Genomic DNA, 23,651 nt, shown 5'->3' on the forward strand with positions numbered 1-23,651 from the left:
CGTCGTTCGTGGGGCGAAAGTGCCTCCACAGTAAGAGACGCGTGATTCGCAGTTTCATCACGCGTCTTCTCCATTCTCTCTCTGATCTTCTGGGCACGCTACCCCGAGGTGCGTGCCGCCCGGAAGTTTCCTTGCAGGATGAACCGCAGGTCAAGGGGCAAAAATATTCAGCCGTCAAAGAATCTTGAAGATTTTCTGGCAAGTCGCGTAATGAATCGGGGGCGTCGTCGTCTCATCACATAGAGACAGCCGACGAGCTCCACCGGGGGGCGGAGCTCAGGTGCTCATGCGGGGGCGTGGGCACAGGCATGGTGGGTCGAGAGCCTCGGGGGAGGAGTTCTCGGCTCACCGCTCTGAGTGGGGGGGAATTCGTGAAGGGGCCGTCGATCTGGGGACCGGCGGCCCCTCACACACCAAGAAGGCACCGGAGCGCGCGGAGTTGCGCGTCGATGCGCGCAGCGTGCGGCTAGGCCCGACCGCCCACCCATGTGCGCACGACGCGCAGTTCTGCATCCCACAGCACGGCGTCGCCCAGCCGGCCGACGGTGAGTCGGCCCAGCCGTCCGCCCACGCCGATCGCACGTGCAGGCGTCTCGGTCGCCGCGCGCAGCGCCTCGGCCAGGGGGACTCCGGCCGCGACCGTCCGCCGCACCGCCTCGTCCTGAGTGAGGGTCGATCCCGCGATCGAGCCGGTATCGTTCGTGCGCGCCACACCGTCGCGCACCGTCACCCGCACTGCGCCGAGGTCGTAATCTCCGTCGGCGCTTCCTGCGGCGGCCATGGCATCGGTGATCAGAGCGACCCGTGCGGTTGCGGCATCGAAGAGCAGCCTGACCACCTGCGGATCGAGATGCACATCGTCGGCGATCGCCTCGAGCACGACCCGATGATCTGCTGCGGCGGCCAGCACCGGGCCAGGTGCGCGGTGGTGGATGCCCGGCATCGCGTTGAACGCGTGCGTGAGGATCGACGCGCCTGCTTCGAAAGCTGCGCGAGCCATCGAGGCATCCGCGTCGGTGTGCCCGACGGCGGCCGCCGCCCCGGATGCGACGATCAGCCTGATCGCGTCGAGCCCGCCGGGCAGCTCCGGAGCGATCGTCACCTGCCGCACCGTGCCGCGGCCGGCCTCGAGCAGTCGAGACACGTCGCCGGCGAGCGGATGGCGCAGCAGGTGCGGCGCATGCGCACCGTGATGTCCTGGATCGAGGAAGGGGCCCTCGAGATGCGAGCCGAGGATGTCGGGGTCGGTCGTCGTGAGGTCTGCGATCTCTGCGACACGGTGCTCGAGCTCATCGAGCGGGGCCGTGACGAGAGAGACGACCGCGCGCGTGGTCCCGTGTGCACGGTGCAGCGCTCTGGCTGCGCGGATCGCCTGGATGCCGTCGTCGAAAGACGCGCCGGCACCGCCATGTCCGTGGATGTCGATGAGGCCGGGAGACAGAACAGCGCCTTCGCCTGCGGCCCTGACTGCATCCACCACCTCGTCGGCGTCGGACCAGGTGTCGCCGATGCCCCGTCCGACGACCACGCCGTTCTCGAGCCGCACCCACGCGTCCGGCTCGATCTCGCCGCCGTCGATGAGGGTGGCCGAGTGCACGACGATCGATTCGGGCGGGGGCGATGAGGCGCTCATCGATCGGTCCATGGGATCTCCTCGGAGCGGTGGAAGTCGATGTCGGCAGTCTCCCAGAGCGGTGCGAGCGTCGCGAGTCGTGAGCGGAACGACTCCCAGGTGCGCTCCGGAGCGGTTCGAGGCGACCACGAGATCTCGGCCTGAGCGGCGGCGCGCGGGAAGACCAGCTGCTCGACATCGCGGATCGTGCGGGTGGTCTCGCTCCAGAGGGGAGCCTCGATGCCGAGGATCGCCGAGTCGGGCACGTCGAGCACGTCGGTCGGCTCCCACTCGTACGCGGTTCTGATGTCGACGACGCCGGCCCAGGTGAGCCCGAGTGGGAAGTCCGTCGAGTACTTCATGTCGAGATAGGCGACGTCTGCCGCCGACATGATCAGTGCCCCGCCGCGTTCGACGAAGTGCGCAGCCTCTTCGGCGTGCGTGCCCTCGGGTGTGGTCTTGCCCCAGTACTGACCGATCGTGCCTTCGGCTATCCCCGCCGCTGCGCCGACCTCGTGCCACGCGACGGGAATCTTCCCCGCCTCCACGACGATCGCCGTCGCGCGCTCGACGAAGACGTCGAAATCCGCCTGCGGGGTTCCGAGCGACTCGTCGCCCCCGATGTGGATGTACGGCCCCGGAGTCAGCTCGGCGAGTTCGCGGACCACGTCACGCACGAAGTCGTACGTGCGCTCTTCGTGGATGCGCACGCTCGAGTGTCCGACGCCCCAGCCGGTATAGGGCTCGCCCTTGACGGGCAGCGGCTGCCCGAGCCTCGCAGATTCGGCGACCAGGTCGTCGTTGAGCACGGGGCTCTCCACGAGCTCGGGGTAGGCGACTCCGATCGCGTGAGTGTGGCCGGGGAGGTCGACCTCAGGGATCACGATCATGTGGCGCGCCGCCGCGTACTCCACGATCGCGCGGTACTCCTCTTTCGAGTAGAACCCGCCGCGGTCTCCACCGGCGGCGGTCAGCGACGCGAGTTCGGTCAGCCGGGGCCACGAGTCGATCTGGATGCGCCACCCCTGATCGTCGCTGAGGTGCAGGTGCAGGTGGTTGAACTTGAGTGCGCTGGCGGCGTCGATGAACTTCTCGACCTCCGCGACGCTGAAGAAGTGACGCGTGACGTCGAGCATGACGCCGCGGCGGGCGAAGCGGGGGGCGTCGGAGATCTCCGCATGGGCGATGCCCCATCCGTCGTCACCCTCTCGCACGAGCTGGAGCAGGGTCTGGATGCCATAGAAGAGGCCTGCCTCGTCGGCGCCGACGATCTCGGCGGACATGCCGACGACGAGCGTGTACCCCTCGGCCGCGGCGACGCGCGGGTCCAGGCGGAGCGAGATCGCGGCGTCGGCGGGCTCGGCCGAACGCGAGAGGCGGATGCCGGAACGCAGTGAGATCCCGTCGATGAGATGTTGTGCGGCGGGCGAGTCTCCGATGACTCGGACGGTGTCGGTGAGGGGCATTCGGCTGTCGCCGACGGTGGCGGAGAGCGGGAGGGGGACCAGGGGCATGGAATGGGGAAGGACCATGAACAAAACCTATCGTGCAGAGACGGGGGAGCACAGGGGCAGATCCGCTATGCTCGTAAGCGTCGCGACTGGCGTCTGGGTGGACTACCACCGGGGAGCGACTGACCACGGAATTCGACCGCGCGCCTGGGCCGATAGGTATACCCCTTCGAATCCGTCGTCAGAGGAGCACGTCATGACCGATCGTTACTTCAACGCCCCGCTCGCCGAGGTCGACCCCGAGATCGCGCAGGTCCTCGACCGCGAACTCCAGCGCCAGCAGACGTTCCTCGAGATGATCGCATCCGAGAACTTCGTCCCCGTCTCCGTGCTTCAGGCGCAGGGCTCGGTGCTGACCAACAAGTACGCCGAGGGCTATCCCGGACGCCGCTACTACGGCGGCTGCGAAGAGGTCGACGTCGCCGAGGAGCTCGCCATCCAGCGCGCCAAGGACCTCTTCGGCTCGGAGTTCGCCAACGTCCAGCCGCACTCGGGAGCATCGGCGAACGCTGCGGTCCTGCACGCGATCGCCCGCCCCGGCGACACGCTGCTCGGCCTCGCGCTCGACCAGGGTGGTCACCTGACCCACGGCATGAAGATCAACTTCTCCGGCCGTCTGTACGACATCGTCGCCTACGGCGTCGACCCCGAGACCTCGACCATCGACATGGACGAGGTCCGTCGCCTTGCGATCGAGCACAAGCCGAAGGTCATCATCGCCGGATGGTCGGCCTACCCCCGCACTCTCGACTTCGCCGCCTTCCGTGCGATCGCCGACGAGGTCGGAGCGCTGCTCTGGGTCGACATGGCGCACTTCGCCGGTCTTGTCGCCGCAGGCCTGCACCCGAACCCGGTGCCGCACGCACACGTCGTCTCGTCGACCGTGCACAAGACCATCGGCGGCCCCCGCTCGGGCTTCATCCTGACGAACGACGCCGACCTCGCCAAGAAGATCAACACGGCGGTCTTCCCGGGACAGCAGGGCGGACCCCTCATGCACGTGATCGCCGCCAAGGCGACCGCGTTCAAGCTCGCGGGCACCCCCGAGTTCAAGGAGCGCCAGGAGCGCACGGTGCGTGGAGCATCCATCCTCGCCGAGCGCCTCTCGCAGCAGGACGTCAAGGATGCCGGGATCGGAGTCCGGTCCGGCGGCACCGACGTGCACCTGGTGCTCGTCGACCTGCGTGATGCCGCGATCGACGGCAAGCAGGCCGAAGACCTGCTGCACGACATCCACATCACCGTCAACCGCAACGCGGTGCCGAACGACCCGCGTCCGCCGATGGTCACCTCGGGTCTGCGCATCGGGACCCCGGCGCTCGCCACCCGCGGCTTCGGCGACGCCGAGTTCACCGAGGTGGCCGACGTGATCGCTCTCGCGCTGCTCCCCGGTGCCGACGTCGAGGCGCTCCGTGCGCGCGTCGACGCGCTCGCCGCAGGCTTCCCGCTCTACCCGGACCTGCAGCAGTGACCGCTGCGATCCTCGACGGCAAGGCGGCGTCGGCTGCGATCAAGGCCGAGCTGACCGAGCGGGTCGCCGCGCTGAAGGCGAAGGGCATCGTCCCCGGCATCGCGACCGTGCTCGTGGGGGCCGACCCGGCGTCCCAGCTCTACGTCGGCATGAAGCACCGTCAGTCCGAGGCGATCGGGATGAACTCGATCCAGCGCGAGCTGCCCGCCGATGCCACGCAGGCAGACGTCGAGGCGCTGATCGACGAGCTCAACGCCGATCCCGACTGCCACGGCTACATCGTGCAGCTGCCGCTGCCGAAGCACATCGACACGGATGCGATCCTCGAGCGGATCGACCCGGCGAAGGATGCCGACGGCCTGCATCCGACGAACCTCGGCCGGCTGGTGCTCAACGTCAACAACCCGATCCACACCCCGCTGCCGTGCACGCCGCGAGGAGTGATCGAGCTGCTGCTGCGCAACGGTTACGACTTCGCGGGCAAGCACGTGGTCGTCGTGGGTCGGGGAGTGACGATCGGTCGCTCGATCGGCCTGCTGCTGACGCGTCGCGACCTCAATGCGACGGTCACGCTCACGCACACCGGCACGGTCGACATGCCGCGCTACCTGCGTGAGGCCGACGTCATCGTCGCCGCAGCGGGCGTGAAACACCTCATCCGCGCCGAGGACGTCAAGCCGGGTGCCGCCGTGCTCGATGTCGGCGTGACGCGCGAGACCGATCCTGAGACGGGCAAGAACCTCGTGTTCGGAGACGTGCACCCGGGTGTCGCCGAGGTGGCCGGCTGGATCTCGCCCAATCCCGGTGGCGTCGGTCCGATGACGGTCGCGCTGCTCATGACGAATGTCGTCGAGGCGGCGGAACGCCTGGTCTGACCCACACCGGTCCCGGTCTGCGTCTTCGGTCCCGGTCCGCGGGCCTCTCCTTCTGATCCGTTCGCGGGGCGGGGTGAGGCCTGCGGATCGGGACCTTCGTCGTTCAGCCGAGCTCGTCGAGCATCCGCCGTTGCTCGGGGGTGAGTCCGTCGTGCAGCTCGTTGCGGGCAGCGGCGGTGTCGGAGGTCTCCGGCGCGGGGGTCGAGGTCGCCGGTGCGTTCGTGCGGCGCGAGACCTTGCCCTGCACGACGTCGTACAGCTCGCCGGCCTTCGCCCGCAGCTTGTCGTCGACCTGGTCGTAGATCATCCAGCCGAACAGCAGGAAGAGGGGTGGGAGCGCATAGCTCCAGAAGCCCGAGGCGCGGACGCCGCTCAGCCAGACGACGGCCACCCAGATGAGCAGTTCGACGAGGTAGACGAGGACGTACTGGACGACCTTCTCCCCGATTCTCGTGCGATCGGCCGCCGACTTCGCCGCCGCCTTGCGGAACGCCGCGGTGAGCAGGGGCTTCACGAACAGTGCCGCGAGCGTCAGGATGACAGCAGCCCAGAATGCGGTGAACCCGACAGAGACGCCTGAGGACAGCAGCCCGATGAGCAGCAGCACCGCGACATTGAACACGTAGAGCGCGGCGAACCGGACGATTCCGTTCTTCATCCCCCCAGAATTCCACACTCCCGGATGCCGTGGCACGAGAATGTGCTCTCGACGGACGATCAGGGCTGCGGACGCAGGCTGCTCTCGATGTCGGTGATGCGCGCCTGCTCGTCGAAGTGGAACGTCGCCGTGCCGGTGTCGTCGGTGATGGTGGCACCCGAGAAGGAATCATCGGTCCAGGTGAGGTTCCAGCCGGCGAGACGGGCCGCATCCCACACTGCCGTGCGGGCATCGCTCAGAGCGAGACCCGAGAGGATGCGGGGGAGGACGATCGCGGCGGAAGCGACCGTGAGCGCGGGGAGGGGGGTGTCGAGCAGGAAGACGGCGGAGGTGCCTCCGCCGACCGGGGCGACGTAATAGGGGGCCCGGCCGGTCAGCTCGACGGCGACCGCGCCGACGGTGTGCGCGGCTGCGGTGATCCAGTCGGCGTCGCCGGGGGCGTCAGTGGGGAACGGAAGCTCCGGGTCGCTCAGCTCCCCGACGCCGTGCTCGGTGCCGTAGTCGCGCAGCTGCGCCGCGATGCCGTGCGGATCGCCCTGCGGGTGCGCCCACGCCCAGAGCAGGGAGCGGGGACCGGGGGCGATCGTCGCCACCAGATGCGCGCGGGCCACGAGGGTGCGCGAGTCATCGTCATTCGACGTGAAGGTCAGGGTGCCGGCTGCCATATCGGCATCCCAGCGATTGTCGCCGAGGGCCTCGAGCGCGGTGGCCAGCGAGTCCTGGCGAAGCGCGGTGAACAGTGCGGCACGGTCTGCGAGCGGCTGGAGCGCGGCGAAGGTCATGTTCCCAGTCTCACCCGGATTGCTATGAATCCGCCAACCTCGAAGAGGGCAAATGGCAGTTTTCCGGGGGCGGAAACTGCCATTTGCGCTCTTCGAAGGCGGCGAACCCGGCCGCCGTGCTGCTCAGGCGGGCCGGGCCGATGTCGCCTGTGGCGATGCCGCCCGTGGTGAGAAGAGCGCCTGTGCGCTCCCGATCTCCAGATCCGAGATCCTGACCGCGGCATCCGAGCCGAGCGACAGGTTGCCGGCGAGGCCGACCGCCATGCTGCGGATGCCGTCGGTCCAGTCGGCCGTCCGGCCCAGCGGGTCGGCGAGACCGCCGCGGAAGACGTCGTGCAGCAGCATGTCGTCGCCACCGCCGTGACCGCCGGCACTCCCGTCGATCTCGACCACACGCGCAGGTCCGAAATGCGGCTGGACGACCAGGCGGTCGCCCACCGGGCGCGAGGGGTCGTCTGAGATCAGGTCGGGCCGAGCGCTGGGATCGACGATGGTCCTGCCGGCCTCGTCGACGGTCACCGATCCGCGCTCCACGACGTGCAGCTCGGCACGACCGCGAGTCCCGTTGACCGACACCGTGTAGCCCTCCCAGGGGGAGTGCGCGTTGAGCGAATACGACATGGTGCTGCCCCGGGCATAGTCGACGACGAGCGCCAGATTGTCTTCGATGGTGATGCCTTCGTCGAAGACGTCTCGATCACGGAGGTACCCGTCGAAGTGCTCCTGGTCGAGGTACAGACCACGCCACACGGGGTCGGTGCGCAGGTCCAGGCTGAAGGGATCGTGCAGCGGCGAGTCGGTGGTGCCGCGCTCCGGTCGGGGGCCCACCTCGCGGCGGCGGGCGTTCTCCGCGCCGTAGAAGCGCAGGCCGCCTGCGGCGAACACGCGCGTCGGAGTGTCTGCCAGCCACCAGTTGACCAGGTCGAAATGATGGCTCGCCTTGTGGATCAGCAGCCCTCCGGATCGAGACTTGTCACGATGCCAGCGCCGGAAGTAGTCGGCCCCGTGCGCGGTGTCCAGCACCCATTCGAAATGAACGCTCGTGACCTCCCCGATCTCGCCGGACGCGATGACCCTCTTCAGAGCGCTGTTGCGCGGTGAATACCGGTAGTTGAAGGTGAGGATCACCTGCCGGCCGGTGCGCTCGACGGCGTCGGCGATCCGGCGGACGCCCTCTTCGTCGATCGTCAACGGCTTCTCGGTGATCGCATCCGCACCCGCCTCGAGAGCGCGCACGATGTGGTCGGCGTGCGTGTGATCGGGCGAGGTGATGATGACGCGATCGACACGGTGACGTGCGATCGCGTCGCCCAGATCTTCCGGGGCGAAGCGCGCGGGCGCGCCGAGCGCCGGATGACGGGCGAGCGACCACTCCCGGCGTCCGGTGTTGGTGTCGGCCACCGCCACCAGTTCGGCTGCCTCGGCGTGGGCGCCGGCGATCGCCTCGAGATACATCTGCGCGCGGGAGCCCGTTCCCACGAGGGCGTAGCGGGTTCGTGTCATGGTGTCGTCCTTCCGACTACTTGATGCCACTGGTCGCAGCGCCCTTGATGAGGAATCGCTGACCGAACAGGAACACGAGGAACAGCGGGATGAGCGAGACGACGCTCATCGCGAACATCGAGCCGTAATCCGAACTGGATTGCGCATCGAGGAACCCCTTCAGGGCCAACGAGGCGGGGAACAGCTCCGGAAGACGCACGTAGATGAGCGGCCCGAAGAAGTCGCCCCACGTCCAGATGAAGGTGAAGATCGCCGTGGTCGCCAGCGAGGGGACGATCATCGGCAGAGTGATCTGGAAGTAGCTGCGGAAATGCCCCGCCCCGTCCATCCGGGCCGCTTCGAACAGCTCCTTGGGCAGGCCGCGGATGAACTGGACCATCAGGAAGATGAAGAACGCCTCGGTCGCGAGGAACTTGGGCGCGATCAGCGGGAGGAACGTGTTCAGCCACCCCAGCTCCTTGTAGATCAGGAACTGGGGGACCAGCAGCACCTGGAACGGCAGCATGATCGAGCCCAGCATCAGGACGAACGCGAGCGTTCGGCCGCGGAACTTCAGGCGGGCGAAGGCGTAGGCGGCCATCGAACAGGACAGCAGGTTGCCGACGATCGCTCCCAGGGCGATGACGGAGGAGTTGAACAGGAACACACCGAACGGCGCCTGCAGGTCGTTCCACCCGTTGACGTAGTTGTCGAAGGTGAGGTCGGTCGTGAACACGCTGAGGTCGCGGAAGATCTGATCGTTCGGCTTGAGGCTCGACATGACGAGCCAGATCAGGGGATAGATCATCAGCAGGGAAGTCGCAGCCAGGGCGATGTGCTTGCCGATCGACCGCGCGCGCTGCCAGACCGGCGTGCGGGCGGTCGCGATGCGGCGCCCCCTCAGGTCGGTGCGCCCCGGGCGGAGCAGGGTCTCGGTCTCAGTCGTCATAGAACACCCAATACTTCGAAAGCCAGAAGTTGAACGCGGTGAAGGCGGCGATCACCAGCAGCAGGAACCACGACATCGCCGAGGCGTACCCCATGTCGAGCTCGGTGAACGCCTCTTTGTAGAGCAGGAGCGTGAAGAACATGGTCGAATCGCTCGGCCCGCCCGTCCCTCCGGAGACCACGTAGGCCTGGGTGAAGGACTGGAAGGCGAAGATGATCTGCAGCACCAGATTGAAGAAGATGACCGGTGTGAGCAGCGGGAACGTGATCGAGAAGAACTGACGGATGCGCCCCGCACCGTCCATGGATGCCGCCTCGTAGTACATCTCCGGGATCTGTCGCAGACCGGCGAGGAAGATCACCATGGGGGAGCCGAAGGTCCAGATGTGCAGGACGATCAGGGTGCCCAGCGCGAAGTCGGGATGCCCGATCCATCCGGGCCCGTCGATCCCGAACCAGGCGAGGAAGCCGTTGACGATGCCGTCTTTGCCGAAGACCTGACGCCACAGGATCGCCACGGCGACGGAGCCGCCGAGAAGCGAGGGGAGGTAGAAGATCGATCGGTAGAACGACAGTCCGCGCATCCCCTTGTCGAGGAGGATCGCGAGACCCAGGGCGAGCGCGAGCTGCAGCGGCACTCCGACGAACACGTAGACGAGCGTCACCCGGAACGAGTTCCAGAAACGCGCATCCGAGAACATCTGGACGATGTTGTCGAAACCTGACCAGACCGGCGGCCGCAGCAGGTTGTAGTCGGTGAAGGAGAGATACAGCGATGCGACGATCGGACCGATGGTGAGTCCCAGCAGCCCGATCAGCCAGGGCAGGAGAAACACCAGCGCAGCTTTGTTGTCGGGGAATCTCTCCTTGACACGTGTCGCCGGACCGCGCCGGGAGCGGGCGATGGTGCGTAGTTCGCCGAGACTGCTCACGTGACCTCCTTGTCATGTCTCTGATCCGATGTGAAATCGGTTTCACGAATTCTCCGATTATTGACTGACCTCGGATGGCTCGTCAAGTCGAATCTGGCCCGAGAAGTCCCGCGAATCACGAATTCGTTGCCGAAGGCGCGAAATGCGTTGACAGGCGAATCCCGTCGATGTTAGCTTTTTGCGTGAAATCGGTTTCTCCTGACTCGACGTCGGGTGCGGGCCGAATGCCTGACATCCCGGCCGCCCCGGCGGCCTCAACTGAAAGAGGCGCAATGACGCGTAACATCCGTGCTCATGCGGTCATCGGCTCCGCCGTCGCCGCCACCCTTCTGCTCGCAGGTTGCTCAGGCGGCGCAGCAGACCAGGGATCCGTCGATGACCCGAGCGAGAAGATCGAACTCGAGATGTCCTGGTGGGGGGATGACAGCCGCGCCGCGCTGTTCGGGGAGGTCATCGACCTGTTCGAGGCCGAGCATCCGAACATCACGGTCGTGCAGACGCCCGTCGGCGCGCCGGACGACCTGTTCAACCGCCTGGCGACGGACTTCGCGGGCGGAGGCGACACGGCTCCCGATGTGTTCGCGCTCGGCGGGGCGAAGCCGCAGGAGTACGGAGAGCTCGGCGCCCTCCTGGATCTGTCCACCGTCGCGGAGCAGCTCGACTACAGCGAATACCCGGACTTCTCCCTCACCAATGCCACCGTCGACGATGCGCTCTACGGGCTTCCGACGGGTGGCAATGCGACTGCCGCGTTCGTGAACCTCGATGTCTTCACGCAGGCCGGTGTCGAGCCGCCGAGCGAGGGCTGGACCTGGGACGACCTGATCGACGCCGCCGGCGAGATCGGCAGCGCGGGCCTGACCAACGCGGCGGGGCAGCCTATCTACGGCGTCGACCTGCGCATCGGAGACGTGATCGGAACGTACTCCGGTCAGGTCAGCGAGCTGGGGATGTACGACTGGGACGGTCAGCTGGGCGTCACGGCCGAGGACATCACGGGCTGGTACGAGATCGAGCAGGAACTCGCCGACGGCGGCGGTCTGCCCGACCCGTCGGTCGTCACGGCGAACTGGCAGCTGCCGCCGGACCAGCAGCCGTTCACGCTCGGGCAGGCCGCGGTCACCTTCGGGTACAGCAACCTCATGAGCGTGTACGCCACTGCAGGTGAGAACGTGCAGATGATGCTGCCGCCGTCGTCGACGAAGACATCCGGCGTCGCACTGCTTCCCTCGGCCTTCTGGGCGATCAACGCGGCGACCGAGCACCCGGCGGCGGCAGCGCTGCTGGTGGATTGGTTCTTGAACGAGCCGGCCGCTGCAGAGCTCATACTCGATTCCCGGGGTGTGCCGTTCAACCCCGCGACCCTCGAGGTCGTGTCCCCGCTGCTCAGCGGGCCGGGCCAGATCGCCGCGGACTACGTCGATGTCGTGCTCGACGAGGGCGTCGTCGCCCCGCCGCAGCCCGCGGGTGGATCGATCATGAACGAGCTGTCCCAGCGCATGGAGTCCGATGTGCTGTTCGGCCGATCGACGCCGGCTGAAGCCGGGAAGAAGTGGGTCGACGAGCTGGGCGCAGCCCTGAACTGACAGAGCCGGGGGGGGGGCGCCGTGCGCCCCACCGCCGATCTCCGAAGGAGAGCATCATGAGCGACGCACAGCGCGCGGACATCCGACACAGGCTGCGAGGCGCGCATCCTGCGCGTGACGCCGGCATCGACGGCACACCATTGGGGGTTGCCCTCGATGCGGCGGGAGTTCGGTTCGCCGCCTCGTCGGGGCCGCTCGAACGGCGCTGGCTCGACGCGCTCGACCAGCTCTCGCGCTGCATCCGCCCGCTCCTCGACGGGGTGCCGGTGCTCAACGAGGGCGGTGTGTATCGCGGATGCTGGATCGAGAGCACAGGGACGATCAACACCGAGGTGCTCGGTCGGTTCGCCCCTGACATCGCCCGTGACACGCTGCGGCAGTTCGCCGTGCATCAGCGGGCGGACGGGATGATCCCGTACAAGGTCACCGATACCGGAGCAGGGTTCAGTCAGATCCAGATCGTCACCCCGCTCGCGCGCGTGGTGTGGCGCCATTGGCAGTCGACCGGGGATCGTGAGCTCCTGCGCACGATGTATGCGGCGATGGTGAGGTACGACGCGTGGCTCGCCCGTTACCGCGACACCCGCGGCACCGGTGCCGTCGAGGCGTTCTGCGCGTTCGACACGGGACACGACCTCTCGCCTCGCTTCTGGTTCGCGCCGGACCGCGCTCTGCACGGCGATGCCCGCGAGTGCGATCCGCTGATGCCGGGGGTGCCGTTCATCGCGCCGGACCTCACCGCGAACGTCGCGTGCCAGCGCTCGTATCTCGCCCTGATCGCCGCCGAGCTGGGGGACGACGTCGAGGCCGAGCGCTGGCGGAGCGCCGCCGAGACGTCGCTCCGTGCTCTGCACGAGCACTGCTTCGACGACGACGACGGCTTCTACTACGACAACGATCGGGCCGGGCGGCACGTGCGCATCCAGAGCGATGTCCTGGCGCGCGTGCTCGCCTGCGAGGTGGGCGACGGGGAGTTCTTCACCCGCAGCCTGCGCCGTTACCTCATGAACACGCGCAAGTTCCTCGCGCACTACGGCTTCACGTCCCTCGCGATGGACGACCCGCGCTTCGACCACGACGCGGGACGCAACAGCTGGGGCGGGCCGGTGAACTTCCTCGCCCTGCTCCGTGCGCCCGAAGCCTTCGAGCGCCACGGACACGTCGCCGAGCTGGGCCTCACCGCATCCGCCGTGCTGTCCGCGATCGCCGTCGCAGATCGCTTTCCGCAGTGCCTCGACCCCTGGTCGGGCGCAGCCGGCTACACCGAGGAGTATGCGCCGTCCCTACTCTGGTTCCTCGATGCGATCGAACGGCACAGCGGGATTCTCGTGCGGCCGGACGAAGGGATCTGGTTCTCCGGACTCGCCCCGACGCGGCTCGAGCACGGTGCGGCTGCGGATGCCGTCGGCTACCGTCGCGCGGTCGGCGGGCAGGTGTGGGAGCTGGTCGCCGACGATGACGTCGTCGAGGTCTACCGGGATGACGTGTTCGCGTTCTCGTTCCCCCGAGGCTGGCGCGTGGAGACGGATCGCGCGGGGGTGCCCACCGGGGTCGTGGGACTCGCCGCGGGTGCCGTTGAGGGCGAGCTGACGCTTGCCGACGGCGGGATCCGGCTGACGACGATGCCGAACGAGCGCATCGCGCTGCGCGATGGTGCTGTCGCCGATCGCGCGGCGGTCGAGTTCGTGGGCCCGGTCTTCGACTGAGTCGCGCTCTACCGGAGTCGGTCGAGGAGCGACCGGGCGCGCCCGGTCGCTCCTCAGTCCGTCACGCGCAGATGCAGGCCCGTGTCGGTCTCGTCGAGAGCGAAGAACCCGGCACGCTCCTCGGGCGTGCGGTTCGGAGTGTGCAGCGTGAGGAACAGTTCGCCGTCGGCATCCGCGAAGATCATGCCGTGCCCGCCGTCGGCCGGCCAGATCGCGTGTTCGCTCTGGGACCAGGGGCCGTTGATCGAGTGGGATGCAGAGGTCGCCACGCCCATCGCATAGCCGGAGTCTCCGAAGCTGGACCACAGCATCAGCAGGCGCCCGTCTCGGGTGCGGTGCAGCGAGGGTCCGTCGGTGACGAACACCTGCGGGAACTCGGGGCGAGGGATCGATCGCGCCCACGGCGCCTCTGATGCTCGGAAGAGCAGTCGCGGCGCACTCACCGCTGTGCGCAGATCGTCGGAGAGCCGCATCGCGTGTACCTCGCCGTCGCCGACGTCTTTCCACTCATGGCAGAAGACGAGGTAGGGGACGCCGTCCTCGACGTGCAGGGTGCCGTCCAGGCATTCCCACTCGCGCGGGGTCAGCGGTCCGTCGGACCAGGGTTCGTAAGGGCCCTCGGGGCGATCGGCTCGCAGCACCTGCGTGCCCCGACGGCGCCCCTCTGCTGTGAAGGTCGCGAGCATGTAGAAGCTTCCGTCGTACCGGTGCACCTCCGGCGCCCAGTACTGCGTGTGAGACCAGAAGTCTCTCGACGGGCGGAAGGCCGGGAGCGGACCGTGCCACTCGTCGAGGTCGTCGCTCCAGTACGTGTCGAACCCGGTGGCGGGGCCGCTCCAGATGTTCACGTCGGTGCTGCCGAACAGCCAGTAGCGCCCCGCGTCGACCAGGACGAAAGGGTCGCGGATCTGGATCTCGTCGAGTCTCACGACTGCGCACCGTCCTTCGGCCTCGGTGGTGCGGTCGACCCTCGGATCTCCAGCCTCGGCTGGAACACGACGTCGTGATCGGGGACATCGTGGTCGATGAGCGCTCGCATGCGGTTCCACGCGAGTGTGCCCAAAGACTCGTGGGGGACGGATGCCGTGGTCAGCGGCGGTGTCATGAAGCGCGCGAAGGGGATGTCGTCGAAGCCGGTCACCGAGATGTCTTCCGGCACGCGGAGGCCCTGCTCCTGCAGTCCGTGGATCAGGCCGATGGCGACCAGGTCGTTGAAGGCGAGCACGGCTGTCGCGCCGCTCCGGGCCACGGCGGGCGCGGCCGCCATGCCGTGCTCGCTGTTGGCGCCGCCACGCACCCGGGTGAGGGACAGGTGTGTGAGCGAACCCGTCGCGTCGCCGATCCCGCGGAGCCGGTTCTCGTTGGCGGGCCCGTCCGGGCCCTCGACGTAGGCGAGGTGCCGGTGGCCGAGGGAGTGCAGGTGCCGGGCGAGCGCCTCGAGCCCGGCCCGGGAGTCGACCGTCAGGGTGGGCACCGACGTGGAATGACTCGAGCGGTTCAGGAGGACAACGGGACCCAGCGCGCTGGTCGTCTCTCCGAGCGCGGCGTCCGGCATCCGCGGTGCGCACAGCACGAGAGCATCGCAACGGCGGCGCACCTCGGCCGCGAGCAGCGGTTCATCGTCGGGCGATTCGGCTGAATCGGCGACGAGCACGCGGTATCCGTCGGCCGCGGCCGCCTTGCTGAGACTCGCCAGCACCGCCTGGAAGCTGGGGTTGGTGAGGTCGGGCACCAGGAACGCGATCGCCTTGGTCTGTCCGAGGGAGAAGCTGCGGGCGAGATGATTGGGGGAGTAGTGCAGCTCTCGCGCGGCCGTCCGGACGCGCTCGGCCGTCTCGGGGTCGCCGAAGAACCGATCATTCATGACGCGGGACACTGTCGCGGGCGAGACGCCCGCAGCCTGCGCCACGGCGCTGATCGTGGTCGCCCCGGAGCGAGGGGTCATCGGGTCCTCCCGAGCGGTGAGCGGTGTGGCCGCTGGCCCGCGGCTCACGTCAGTGTATACGTGAAACCGATTTCACGCATCGACTCTCGGACGGTTCTCTCCCCGACGATGTCTCAATAGCTGGCGCGCGCCGCGTCGGCTCCGGAAGCCGGAATGAAGCGAGCGGCCAGAGCCTCGGATGCGCGTGCCAGCAGCGCCACGTCGGCACCGACGGCGACGAAGTCCGCGCCGGCCGTGACATAGGCGTCGGCCGCCGACGGATCGAACGCGTTCACGCCCACGGGCTTTCCTGCGGCTGTGACGGCGGCGAAGACCCGCTCGACCGCGGACACCACCTCGGGATGGGTCTGCTGTCCCAACAGCCCCATCGACGCCGAGAGATCGGAGGGGCCCACGAAGACGGCATCCACGCCATCGACGGCAGCGATCTCGGCGGCGGCGTCGACCCCTGCGGCCGTCTCGATCTGCACCGTGAGCGAGGTGTGCCGTGCCGAGTCGCGCAGATAGCCGTCGACCCGGTTCCAGCGGGCACTGCGCGCGAGTGCGCTGCCGACGCCGCGCACGCCCTCGGGGGGATATCGGGTCGCCGAGACGGCGGCACGTGCCTCCTCGGCCGACGAGACCATAGGAACGATGAGGTTCTGCGCGCCGAGGTCGAGGACCTGCTTGATCGCCACGGTGTCGTTGGACGGCACGCGCACGACCGGCGTGATCGGGTAGGCGGCGACCACCTGCAGCTGCAGCAGGGTCGACTCGAGCGTGTTCGCCGAGTGCTCCATGTCGATCAGCAGCCAGTCGAGACCGGAACCCGCGGCGACCTCGGTGACGAGAGCGCTGCCGGAGCACGCCCACATCCCGATGAGCGCACGATCGTTCGCGGCGAGCTGCTCGCGGAAGGAGGGGCTCAGATGAAGCGGCATTCGATCGTTCCCATCGGTCCGTAGTCGCACAGCACCTGATCGCCGCGCGACACCCACATCGGGCGTGTGAATGATCCTGCCAGGATGATCTCCCCGGCCTCGAGACGCGCGCCGTGCTGGTGGAACTTGTTCGCCAGCCAGGCGACGCCCGTGGCGGGGTGGCCGAGCACGCCGGCCGCGACGCCCGTCTCCTCGATCTCGCCGTTGCGGGAGAGCACGCCGGGCACCCAGCGGAGGTCGATGTCGTCGGGGCGCTTGTGCACGGTACCGAGCACCATCGCACCGTACGCGGCATTGTCGCTGATCGTGTCGACGATCGTGCGCCCCTCGAGCTCGATGTGCGAGTTCAGCACCTCGAGAGCGGGCACCGCGTAGTCGATCGCTGCGAGGGCGTCGTCGAGCGTGCAGCCGGGCCCCTCGAGCGGATGCTTGAGCACGAACGCGAGCTCGACCTCGATGCGCACGTTCGAGAAGTGATCGACCGGGATCTCGGCACCCGATTCGTACACGGTGTCGTCGAACATCACGCCGTAGTCGGGCTCGGTGATGCCGGTGGCCTGCTGCATCGCCTTCGACGTCAATCCGATCTTGCGTCCGACCAGACGGCGCCCCGCGGCGATCTGAGAGTCGCGCCAGACGCCCTGGATCGCGTACGAGTCCTCGACCGTGGCCTCCGGATACCGGGCGGTGATGCGCGGGATCACGGAGTGGTCGCGGTCGGCCTCGGCCAGTTCCGCGGCGATCTGCTCGATGGTGTCTGCGGACAGCATCCGTTCCTGCTTTCTGTGTGTGTGCGTTTCGTCTCGGTGCTTCGCTCCTCGCTCAACGACCGGGCACGAAGTGCGTCAGAGCTGGTGGCCGAGCTTCTTCTCGCCCTCGTCCGGCCGAGTGTAGGAGAAGCCGTCGGCGCCGATCGTGACGGCCATCTCGGAGCTGTCGGTGCGCGCGACGACGGGCTGCGGGTTGCCGTCGAGATCGAGCACGAGCGAGGCCTCGGTGTACCAGGAGGGGACGACCGGGTTGCCCCACCAGTCGCGGCGCTGGTTGTCGTGCACGTCCCAGGTGATGACCGGGTTGTCAGGGTCGCCCGTGTAGTAGTCCTGCGTGTACACCTCGACGCGGTGGCCGTCGGGGTCGCGCAGGTACAGGTAGAACGCGTTCGAGACGCCGTGGCGTCCCGGCCCGCGCTCGATCGCATCCGACCGGCGGAGCGCACCGAGCTTGTCGCAGATCGCGAGGATGTTGTGCTTCTCGTGCGTCGCGAAGCACACGTGGTGCATGCGGGGGCCGTCGCCGCCGGTCATCGCGGTGTCGTGCACGGTGGGCTTGCGACGCATCCATGCGGCGTACACGGTGCCCTCGTCGTCCTGGATGTCCTCCGTGACGCGGAAGCCGAGATCCTGCATGAACTTGACGGCGCGGGGCACGTCGGGGGTGACCTGGTTGAAGTGGTCCAGACGCACGAGCTCGCCCGGGATGTGCAGGTCGTAGCGCCACGACATGCGCTCGACGTGGTCGGACTGGTGGAAGAACTCGATCGGGAAGCCCAGCGGATCGACGACCCGCACCGAGTCGCCCACGCCCTTCACGAAGCCCTCGGGGTTGCGCCGCACGTCGCAGCCGAGCTCGGTGTAGAACTCCACTGCCCGGTCGAGGTCCGACGCGTCGCGCACGCGGTATGAGAACGCGGCGACCGCGGCGACCGGTCCCTTGCGCAGCACGAGGTTGTGGTGGATGAACTCCTCGGTCGAGCGGAGATAGATCGCCTCGTCGTCCTCTTCGGTGACGTACAGCCCCAGGACGTCGACGTAGAACACCCGCGAGGCGGCGAGGTCGGTCACGACCAGCTCCATGTAGGCGCAGCGCAGCACGTCGGGCGGCGTGCTCTCGGGCGTCGCGATGGGGTTGTCGGTCTGGATCGGAGCCTCCTGGCTCACGTAGTAGCCCGAGGAGGTCAGCGTCTTCGCAGTCTTGTCGGTCATGTCGGGTCCCTGGTCAGTTCTTGCCGAAGGTCGGGTTGTGCGCGCCGCCGAGCGTGATATGCACGCTCTGCTGGTCGGTGTAGAAGTCGATCGAGCGGTAGCCGCCCTCGTGGCCGAGGCCCGAGGCCTTGACGCCGCCGAACGGGGTGCGGAGGTCGCGCACGTTGTTGCTGTTCAGCCACACCATGCCGGCCTCGACCGACTGCGCGAAGTTGTGCGCGCGCTTCAGGTCGTTCGTCCAGATGTAGGCGGCGAGGCCGTACTTCGTGTTGTTCGCGAGCGAGAGCGCCTCATCATCGGAGTCGAAAGGCGTGATCGCGACGACCGGACCGAAGATCTCCTCCTGGAAGATGCGGGCATCGGGCGAGACATCGGCGAACACGGTCGGCGCGACGAAGTTGCCCTCGTCGAAGCCCTCGGGGCGCCCGCCGCCGGCGACCAGACGGCCCTCGGTCTTGCCGATCTCGACGTAGCTCATCACCTTGTCGTAGTGCTCGGGGTGCACGAGGGCGCCCACCTCGGTGGCCGGGTCGTGCGGGTAGCCGACCTTGACGCGCTCGGCCTGGGCGGCGTAGCGCTCGACGAACTCCTCGTAGATCGAGCGCTCGACGAGGATGCGGGAGCCGGCGGTGCAGCGCTCGCCGTTGAGGGAGAAGACTCCGAAGATCGTGGCGTCGACTGCCGCCTCGAGATCGGCATCCGCGAACACGACGGCGGGGGACTTGCCGCCGAGCTCCATCGAGAGCCCCTTGAGGAACGGCGCGGCGTTGCCGAAGATCAGCTGTCCGGTCGAGCTCTCGCCCGTGAAGGAGATGAGCGGCACGTCGGGGTGCTTCACGAGAGCGTCTCCGGCGTCTTCGCCGAGGCCGTTCACGAGGTTGAAGACGCCCTGGGGCAGTCCGGCCTCCTCGAAGATGCCTGCCCAGAGCGACGCCGAGAGCGGCGTGAACTCGGCTGGCTTGAGCACGACGGTGTTGCCGGTCGCGAGCGCGGGGCCGAGCTTCCACGACTCGAGCATGAACGGCGTGTTCCACGGCGTGATGAGGCCCGCGACGCCGATCGGCTTGCGGTTGACGTAGTTCATCTGCTTGCCCGGAACCTTGAAGGCGTCATCGGACTGCGCGACGATCAGGTCGGCGAAGAAGCGGAAGTTCTCGGCCGCGCGGCGGGCCTGTCCGAGAGCCTGGGTGATCGGCAGGCCGGAGTCGTACGATTCGAGCTCGGCGAGGCGGGCGTCGCGCGACTCGACGATGTCGGCGATCCGGTGCAGCACGCGGGAACGCTCGCGGGGGAGCATCCGGGGCCAGGGACCCTCGGCGAACGCGCGCTTCGCGGCGGCGACGGCGAGCTCGATGTCGGCCTTCTTGCCCGCGGCGGCGGTGGTGTACGTCTTGTTCGTCACCGGGTCGAGCACATCGAACGTGTCGCCGTCGACCGAGTCGACGAATGCGCCGTCGATGTAGTGCTGGATGTGATCGGGCAGGTCCGCGGGAATGCGGGAATCGGTCATGACAGGTCTCCTGACGCGGTCTGGGAACGGGTGTGCAGCGCGTCGAGGAAGGCATCCCTCGTGCGCAGGCGGTGGTTGCGGGCGGCGAGCTCGATCTCGAGCGGGTCGGCCCCCGCGCGGATCAGCTCGAGGATCTGCGTGTGCTCCTCGACCGAATGCTGAGCGCGGCCGGGCACGTAGGCGAAGGTCGAATCGCGGATGCCCGAGAGTCGGGCCCAGCCGCGGTGCACGAGGTCGAGCAGATGCGGGTTCGGGCAGGGCTCGAACAGCAGCGAATGGAACTGCCGGTTGAGCTCGGTGAACGCGTGGGCGTCGAGATGGCCGAGCATCTGGATCATCCGCTCGTTGACGGCTTCTGCGGCGTCGAGCATCCGGTCATCGAGCAGGGGAGCGGAGAGCGCGGTCGCTGCGCCCTCGACCAGCCCGAGCGTCTGCATGGTGTGCGCGTACTCGCTCTCATCGACGAGCGTGACTCGGGCTCCGACGTTGCGCTCGAACGTCACGAGCCCCTCGGCCTCGAGCCGACGGATCGCTTCCCGCACCGGCACGACGCTCATGCCGAGCTCCTCGGCCAAGGACCCGAGCACCAGACGGTAGCCGGGCCCGAAGGTGTGTCCCGAGATCCGCGAGCGGATCCAGGCGTACGCCTGCTCGGACTTGCTCGAGTTCGAGACGGCCGTCATGACCCTGCACCCGCGCCTGTGGCGGCTTCGTACTTCTTACGCCATTCGGCGTCGAGCGGGAACAGCCCGTCGACGGGGTGGCCCGCCGCGACCTGCTCGGCGATCCAGGCGTCCTCCGCCTCCTGGGCGAGAGCATCGTCGGCGATCTGCTCGGCGAGCGAGGGAGGGATCACGATCACGCCGTCGCCGTCGCCCACGATGATGTCACCCGGCTGCACCGTTGCACCGCCGCACGAGATCGTCACATCGACCTCCCATGGCACGTGCTTGCGCCCGAGCACCGAGGGGTGAGCGCCCTGCGAGAAGACCGGAAGGCCGATCTCGGCGACCGCGTCGAAGTCGCGCACGCCGCCGTCGGTCACGACGCCGGCAGCGCCTCGGGCGCGCGCACGGAGCGCGAGGATGTCACCGAGGGTTCCGGTCGTCGCATCGCCGCGGGCCTCGATCACGATGATCTCGCCCTCGTCGACCGCGTCGAACGCTCGCTTCTGCGCGTTGTAGCCGCCGCCGTGGCTCGCGAAGAGGTCTTCGCGGAAGGGTACGAAGCGCAGCGTCTTGGCAGTCCCGACGATCTTGCTGCCAGGGATGTTCGCAGAGACGCCGTCGATGAAGCAGGAGTGGTGTCCGCGCTTGCGCAGCTGCGACGAGAGGCCTGCGGTCGGAGCCTCCATCAGCTTGGCGCGCAGCTCGGCGGAGAGCGTCGGCTTGCTCGCCTCGGCGGGAAGACCGGCTTCTTCGCGGGAGCCCCACGCCTCGGCGCGCTGCAGGTCGTCGACGGCGGGGAGGGAGCCGATCTCACCGTCGAAGGGAACATCGCCCTGCGTGACGGTGGTGGTGAGGCGACCGGACGACGGTGAGCCCTCGGCATGCGGAGCATCCACCTCGATCTCGACCACGTCGCCGGGCACGATGACCGACGATCCGGCGGGTGTGCCGGTGAGGATGACGTCGCCGGGCTCGAGAGTGAAGTGCTGAGACAGGTCGGCGACCAGCTGTGCGAGCGGGAAGATGAGACCTGCGGTCGTGTCGTCCTGACGCAGCTCGCCGTTGACCCAGGCGCGCACGCGCAGGGCCGAGGGGTCGACCGTGCGGGCGTCGATCAGCTCGGGGCCGAGAGGCGTGTAGCCGTCGCCGCCCTTGGAGCGCACGTTGGATCCCTTGTCGTTGGCGCGCAAGTCATAGAGGCCGAGGTCGTTCGAGGCCGTGACCCAGCCGACGTGGCTCCAGGCGTCCTGGAGCGAGACTCGACGGGCCGCGGTGCCGATGACGAGGGCGATCTCGCCCTCGAAGGCGAGCAGCTCGGTGCCCGCGGGACGCTCGACGGTGCCGCCCGTTGCGGCGACTGAACTCGCCGGCTTGAAGAAGTAGGAGGGGGCTGCGGGGCGCCGACCGCGCTGATCGGCACGGGAGGCGTAGCTCAGGTGGATCGCGATGATCTTTCCGGGGCGGGTCATGGATGCCGTCACGGGGCGCCTCCTCGCGCTTTCCAGCGACGCCTTGTGCGTCGTATTCGAAATCATATATCATCGGCTCACCCCCCGGCAAGCAACTCGACACACCTCGTACGCGAGCCGTGACAATGCGGTCACAATCAGAAGGAGACACCCCATGAGCGGGCAGTCACAGGCTGGGTTCACCCCCACCGGAACAATCGCGACACCGGCCGATCGGCGCCGAGTCGTGTTCGCCACAGTCGTCGGCACCACTGTCGAGTGGTACGACTTCTTCATCTATGCCACGGCCGTCGGGCTGGTCTTCGGGCAGCTCTTCTTCGAGCCGCTCGGTGCCAACAGTGCGCTGGTCGCGTTCGCGACGGTCGGCGTCAGCTTCCTCTTCCGCCCGCTCGGGGCCTTCCTCGCCGGGCACTACGGCGACAAGCTCGGTCGCAAGACCGTGCTGATGTGGACGCTGATCCTCATGGGGGCGGCCACCGCGCTCATCGGTGTCCTGCCGACCTACGACGCGATCGGGATCGCCGCGCCGATCCTGCTGGTGCTGCTGCGCATCCTTCAGGGCATCTCGGCCGGAGGCGAGTGGGGAGGCGCGGTGCTGATGGCCGTCGAGCACGCCCCGAAGAAGAAGCGCGGGATCTTCGGCGCCTCACCGCAGATCGGTGTGCCGCTCGGACTGCTGCTCGCGTCGGGAGTGATGGCGCTGATGACGGCGATCGCCCCGGGCGACCAGTTCCTCCAGTGGGGCTGGCGCATCCCGTTCCTGCTCAGCGTCGTGCTGATCCTGGTCGGCTACTACGTGCGCCGCAAGGTCGAGGAGAGCCCGGTCTTCCTCGAGCTCGCCGAGCGCAAGGAGAAGGCGAGCATGCCGATCGTGCAGCTGTTCCGCAAGCACCTGCTGCTGGTGATCGTCGCCGCGCTCGTCTTCGCGGGCAACAACGCGGTCGGGTATATGACGACGGGCGGCTACATCCAGGGATACGCCACGAACCCCGAGGGGCCGATCGGCCTCGAGCGCGGCCCCGTGCTCTGGGCCGTCACCGGCTCTGCCGTCACGTGGCTCATCACGACGCTCATCGCCGGGTGGCTGTCTGACCGCATCGGTCGCCGCACCACGTACATCATCGGCTGGGTGCTGCAGCTCGTCGGCGTCTTCGCACTGTTCCCGCTGGTGAACACCGGCCAGGTCGGTCTGTTGTTCGCGGGCCTCGCGATCCTGACGATCGGTCTCGGCTTCACGTACGGACCTCAGGCGGCTCTCTACACCGAGCTCTTCCCCGCCAGCATCCGCTTCTCGGGCGTCTCGATCTCGTACGCGATCGGTGCGATCGCCGGCGGCGCCTTCGCTCCGACCATCGCGACCGCGATCGTGCAGGCCACCGGCTCGACGCAGGCCGTCACGTGGTACCTCGCAGGCATGACGCTGCTCGGCCTCGTGGCGACGCTGCTGCTGCGTGATCGCTCGGGCATCCCGCTGGGTCCCGACCACGAGGAGGAGCAGTCCGTGAGCCCGATCCGCGGACTCGCCAGGGCCTGACCGGCACTCGCTCGGAGAACGCACGTCCGCCTGGCGGGCGTGCGTTCTCCGTATCCGCGG

20 protein-coding genes and 1 riboswitch are annotated in these 23,651 nt (G+C 68.0%); of the genes, 5 read left to right on the forward strand and 15 right to left on the reverse strand.

Annotated features, from left to right (window positions below):
• Window positions 1-466: 466 nt before the first annotated feature.
• Both nagA and AC3WS6_RS07015 read right to left on the reverse strand, forming a co-directional pair.
• Complete coding sequence (gene nagA, locus AC3WS6_RS07010) at window positions 467-1,645, reverse strand: N-acetylglucosamine-6-phosphate deacetylase (RefSeq protein WP_492500325.1); 1,179 nt, start codon at window positions 1,643-1,645, stop codon at window positions 467-469.
• Window positions 1,630-3,144: a beta-N-acetylhexosaminidase gene (locus AC3WS6_RS07015; protein ID WP_492500326.1), complete on the reverse strand. Its 1,515-nt coding sequence runs from the start codon at window positions 3,142-3,144 to the stop codon at window positions 1,630-1,632. The genes nagA and AC3WS6_RS07015 overlap by 16 nt, the downstream gene beginning before the upstream one ends.
• A gap of 54 nt (window positions 3,145-3,198) precedes the next feature.
• Window positions 3,199-3,283: riboswitch (ZMP/ZTP riboswitch) on the forward strand.
• 36 nt (window positions 3,284-3,319) lie between these two features.
• On the opposite strand from AC3WS6_RS07015, the gene glyA reads away from it, so the two are divergent.
• Together glyA and AC3WS6_RS07025 are read left to right on the forward strand one after the other, a co-directional pair.
• The gene (gene glyA / locus AC3WS6_RS07020) at window positions 3,320-4,594 is read left to right on the forward strand and encodes a serine hydroxymethyltransferase (RefSeq protein ID WP_492500327.1); all 1,275 of its coding nucleotides are present in this window, start codon (window positions 3,320-3,322) and stop codon (window positions 4,592-4,594) included.
• Window positions 4,591-5,469 carry a bifunctional methylenetetrahydrofolate dehydrogenase/methenyltetrahydrofolate cyclohydrolase gene (locus AC3WS6_RS07025; RefSeq protein WP_492500328.1) on the forward strand — a complete coding sequence of 293 codons (879 nt, stop codon included), beginning with the start codon at window positions 4,591-4,593 and terminating at the stop codon, window positions 5,467-5,469. The genes glyA and AC3WS6_RS07025 overlap by 4 nt, the downstream gene beginning before the upstream one ends.
• A gap of 103 nt (window positions 5,470-5,572) precedes the next feature.
• Here AC3WS6_RS07025 and AC3WS6_RS07030 read toward each other — a convergent pair whose 3' ends face one another.
• The 5 genes from AC3WS6_RS07030 to AC3WS6_RS07050 form a co-directional block, all read right to left on the reverse strand.
• Window positions 5,573-6,127 carry a hypothetical protein gene (locus AC3WS6_RS07030; protein WP_492500329.1) on the reverse strand — a complete coding sequence of 185 codons (555 nt, stop codon included), beginning with the start codon at window positions 6,125-6,127 and terminating at the stop codon, window positions 5,573-5,575.
• A 59-nt stretch (window positions 6,128-6,186) separates the two neighbouring features.
• On the reverse strand, window positions 6,187-6,909 hold the full coding sequence (locus AC3WS6_RS07035) for a DUF6882 domain-containing protein (protein WP_492500330.1): 723 nt from the start codon (window positions 6,907-6,909) through the stop codon (window positions 6,187-6,189).
• Between the two features lie 123 nt (window positions 6,910-7,032).
• Complete coding sequence (locus tag AC3WS6_RS07040; protein WP_492500331.1) at window positions 7,033-8,412, reverse strand: Gfo/Idh/MocA family protein; 1,380 nt, start codon at window positions 8,410-8,412, stop codon at window positions 7,033-7,035.
• A gap of 16 nt (window positions 8,413-8,428) precedes the next feature.
• Window positions 8,429-9,340 (reverse strand): carbohydrate ABC transporter permease, encoded by a 912-nt coding sequence (locus AC3WS6_RS07045; RefSeq protein ID WP_492500332.1) that lies wholly within the window; start codon window positions 9,338-9,340, stop codon window positions 8,429-8,431.
• Window positions 9,330-10,271 carry a carbohydrate ABC transporter permease gene (locus tag AC3WS6_RS07050; protein ID WP_492500333.1) on the reverse strand — a complete coding sequence of 314 codons (942 nt, stop codon included), beginning with the start codon at window positions 10,269-10,271 and terminating at the stop codon, window positions 9,330-9,332. Before AC3WS6_RS07050 ends, AC3WS6_RS07045 begins: the two co-directional genes overlap by 11 nt.
• 272 nt (window positions 10,272-10,543) lie before the next feature.
• Between AC3WS6_RS07050 and AC3WS6_RS07055 the strand changes: the two genes are divergently transcribed.
• Window positions 10,544-11,857: an ABC transporter substrate-binding protein gene (locus AC3WS6_RS07055; RefSeq protein ID WP_492500334.1), complete on the forward strand. Its 1,314-nt coding sequence runs from the start codon at window positions 10,544-10,546 to the stop codon at window positions 11,855-11,857.
• A gap of 56 nt (window positions 11,858-11,913) precedes the next feature.
• A complete protein-coding gene (locus tag AC3WS6_RS07060) occupies window positions 11,914-13,563 on the forward strand; it encodes an MGH1-like glycoside hydrolase domain-containing protein (RefSeq protein WP_492500335.1) in 1,650 nt (549 codons plus the stop codon).
• Between the two features lie 53 nt (window positions 13,564-13,616).
• On the opposite strand, the gene AC3WS6_RS07065 is transcribed toward AC3WS6_RS07060, so the two are convergent.
• The 8 genes from AC3WS6_RS07065 to AC3WS6_RS07100 all read right to left on the reverse strand — a co-directional run bounded on the left by AC3WS6_RS07065 (window position 13,617) and on the right by AC3WS6_RS07100 (window position 22,123).
• A complete protein-coding gene (locus AC3WS6_RS07065) occupies window positions 13,617-14,492 on the reverse strand; it encodes a glycoside hydrolase family 43 protein (RefSeq protein ID WP_492500336.1) in 876 nt (291 codons plus the stop codon).
• Window positions 14,489-15,508: a LacI family DNA-binding transcriptional regulator gene (locus AC3WS6_RS07070; RefSeq protein WP_492500337.1), complete on the reverse strand. Its 1,020-nt coding sequence runs from the start codon at window positions 15,506-15,508 to the stop codon at window positions 14,489-14,491. The genes AC3WS6_RS07065 and AC3WS6_RS07070 overlap by 4 nt, the downstream gene beginning before the upstream one ends.
• Before the next feature lie 113 nt (window positions 15,509-15,621).
• Window positions 15,622-16,428, reverse strand: coding sequence for an HpcH/HpaI aldolase family protein (locus AC3WS6_RS07075; RefSeq protein ID WP_492500338.1), 807 nt, complete (start codon window positions 16,426-16,428; stop codon window positions 15,622-15,624).
• Window positions 16,413-17,198, reverse strand: coding sequence for a 2-keto-4-pentenoate hydratase (locus AC3WS6_RS07080; protein ID WP_492500339.1), 786 nt, complete (start codon window positions 17,196-17,198; stop codon window positions 16,413-16,415). The genes AC3WS6_RS07075 and AC3WS6_RS07080 overlap by 16 nt, the downstream gene beginning before the upstream one ends.
• 75 nt (window positions 17,199-17,273) lie before the next feature.
• A complete protein-coding gene (gene hpaD / locus AC3WS6_RS07085; protein ID WP_492500340.1) occupies window positions 17,274-18,410 on the reverse strand; it encodes a 3,4-dihydroxyphenylacetate 2,3-dioxygenase in 1,137 nt (378 codons plus the stop codon).
• 13 nt (window positions 18,411-18,423) lie between these two features.
• A complete protein-coding gene (gene hpaE / locus AC3WS6_RS07090; RefSeq protein ID WP_492500341.1) occupies window positions 18,424-19,920 on the reverse strand; it encodes a 5-carboxymethyl-2-hydroxymuconate semialdehyde dehydrogenase in 1,497 nt (498 codons plus the stop codon).
• Window positions 19,917-20,603 carry a GntR family transcriptional regulator gene (locus AC3WS6_RS07095; protein WP_492500342.1) on the reverse strand — a complete coding sequence of 229 codons (687 nt, stop codon included), beginning with the start codon at window positions 20,601-20,603 and terminating at the stop codon, window positions 19,917-19,919. The genes hpaE and AC3WS6_RS07095 overlap by 4 nt, the downstream gene beginning before the upstream one ends.
• Complete coding sequence (locus tag AC3WS6_RS07100) at window positions 20,600-22,123, reverse strand: fumarylacetoacetate hydrolase family protein (RefSeq protein WP_492500343.1); 1,524 nt, start codon at window positions 22,121-22,123, stop codon at window positions 20,600-20,602. Before AC3WS6_RS07100 ends, AC3WS6_RS07095 begins: the two co-directional genes overlap by 4 nt.
• Before the next feature lie 88 nt (window positions 22,124-22,211).
• Here AC3WS6_RS07100 and AC3WS6_RS07105 point away from each other — a divergent pair, with 88 nt between their 5' ends.
• Window positions 22,212-23,591: an MFS transporter gene (locus AC3WS6_RS07105; protein ID WP_492500344.1), complete on the forward strand. Its 1,380-nt coding sequence runs from the start codon at window positions 22,212-22,214 to the stop codon at window positions 23,589-23,591.
• The last annotated feature ends 60 nt before the right edge of the window (window positions 23,592-23,651 follow it).

The sequence above is a fragment of the Microbacterium sp. EB106-03-03-XG65 genome, from assembly GCF_058791955.1.

What these genes read in the sequence shown, in the direction of transcription:
- AC3WS6_RS07095 (WP_492500342.1), bottom strand. Translation starts at nt 20,603, where the DNA reads ATGACGGCCGTCTCGAACTCGAGCAAGTCCGAGCAGGCGTACGCCTGG.
- AC3WS6_RS07015 (WP_492500326.1), bottom strand. Translation starts at nt 3,144, where the DNA reads ATGGTCCTTCCCCATTCCATGCCCCTGGTCCCCCTCCCGCTCTCCGCC.
- nagA (WP_492500325.1), bottom strand. Translation starts at nt 1,645, where the DNA reads ATGGACCGATCGATGAGCGCCTCATCGCCCCCGCCCGAATCGATCGTC.
- hpaE (WP_492500341.1), bottom strand. Translation starts at nt 19,920, where the DNA reads ATGACCGATTCCCGCATTCCCGCGGACCTGCCCGATCACATCCAGCAC.
- AC3WS6_RS07055 (WP_492500334.1), top strand. Translation starts at nt 10,544, where the DNA reads ATGACGCGTAACATCCGTGCTCATGCGGTCATCGGCTCCGCCGTCGCC.
- AC3WS6_RS07035 (WP_492500330.1), bottom strand. Translation starts at nt 6,909, where the DNA reads ATGACCTTCGCCGCGCTCCAGCCGCTCGCAGACCGTGCCGCACTGTTC.
- AC3WS6_RS07105 (WP_492500344.1), top strand. Translation starts at nt 22,212, where the DNA reads ATGAGCGGGCAGTCACAGGCTGGGTTCACCCCCACCGGAACAATCGCG.
- AC3WS6_RS07045 (WP_492500332.1), bottom strand. Translation starts at nt 9,340, where the DNA reads ATGACGACTGAGACCGAGACCCTGCTCCGCCCGGGGCGCACCGACCTG.
- AC3WS6_RS07080 (WP_492500339.1), bottom strand. Translation starts at nt 17,198, where the DNA reads ATGCTGTCCGCAGACACCATCGAGCAGATCGCCGCGGAACTGGCCGAG.
- AC3WS6_RS07075 (WP_492500338.1), bottom strand. Translation starts at nt 16,428, where the DNA reads ATGCCGCTTCATCTGAGCCCCTCCTTCCGCGAGCAGCTCGCCGCGAAC.
- AC3WS6_RS07100 (WP_492500343.1), bottom strand. Translation starts at nt 22,123, where the DNA reads ATGATTTCGAATACGACGCACAAGGCGTCGCTGGAAAGCGCGAGGAGG.
- glyA (WP_492500327.1), top strand. Translation starts at nt 3,320, where the DNA reads ATGACCGATCGTTACTTCAACGCCCCGCTCGCCGAGGTCGACCCCGAG.
- AC3WS6_RS07030 (WP_492500329.1), bottom strand. Translation starts at nt 6,127, where the DNA reads ATGAAGAACGGAATCGTCCGGTTCGCCGCGCTCTACGTGTTCAATGTC.
- AC3WS6_RS07060 (WP_492500335.1), top strand. Translation starts at nt 11,914, where the DNA reads ATGAGCGACGCACAGCGCGCGGACATCCGACACAGGCTGCGAGGCGCG.
- AC3WS6_RS07070 (WP_492500337.1), bottom strand. Translation starts at nt 15,508, where the DNA reads ATGACCCCTCGCTCCGGGGCGACCACGATCAGCGCCGTGGCGCAGGCT.
- hpaD (WP_492500340.1), bottom strand. Translation starts at nt 18,410, where the DNA reads ATGACCGACAAGACTGCGAAGACGCTGACCTCCTCGGGCTACTACGTG.
- AC3WS6_RS07040 (WP_492500331.1), bottom strand. Translation starts at nt 8,412, where the DNA reads ATGACACGAACCCGCTACGCCCTCGTGGGAACGGGCTCCCGCGCGCAG.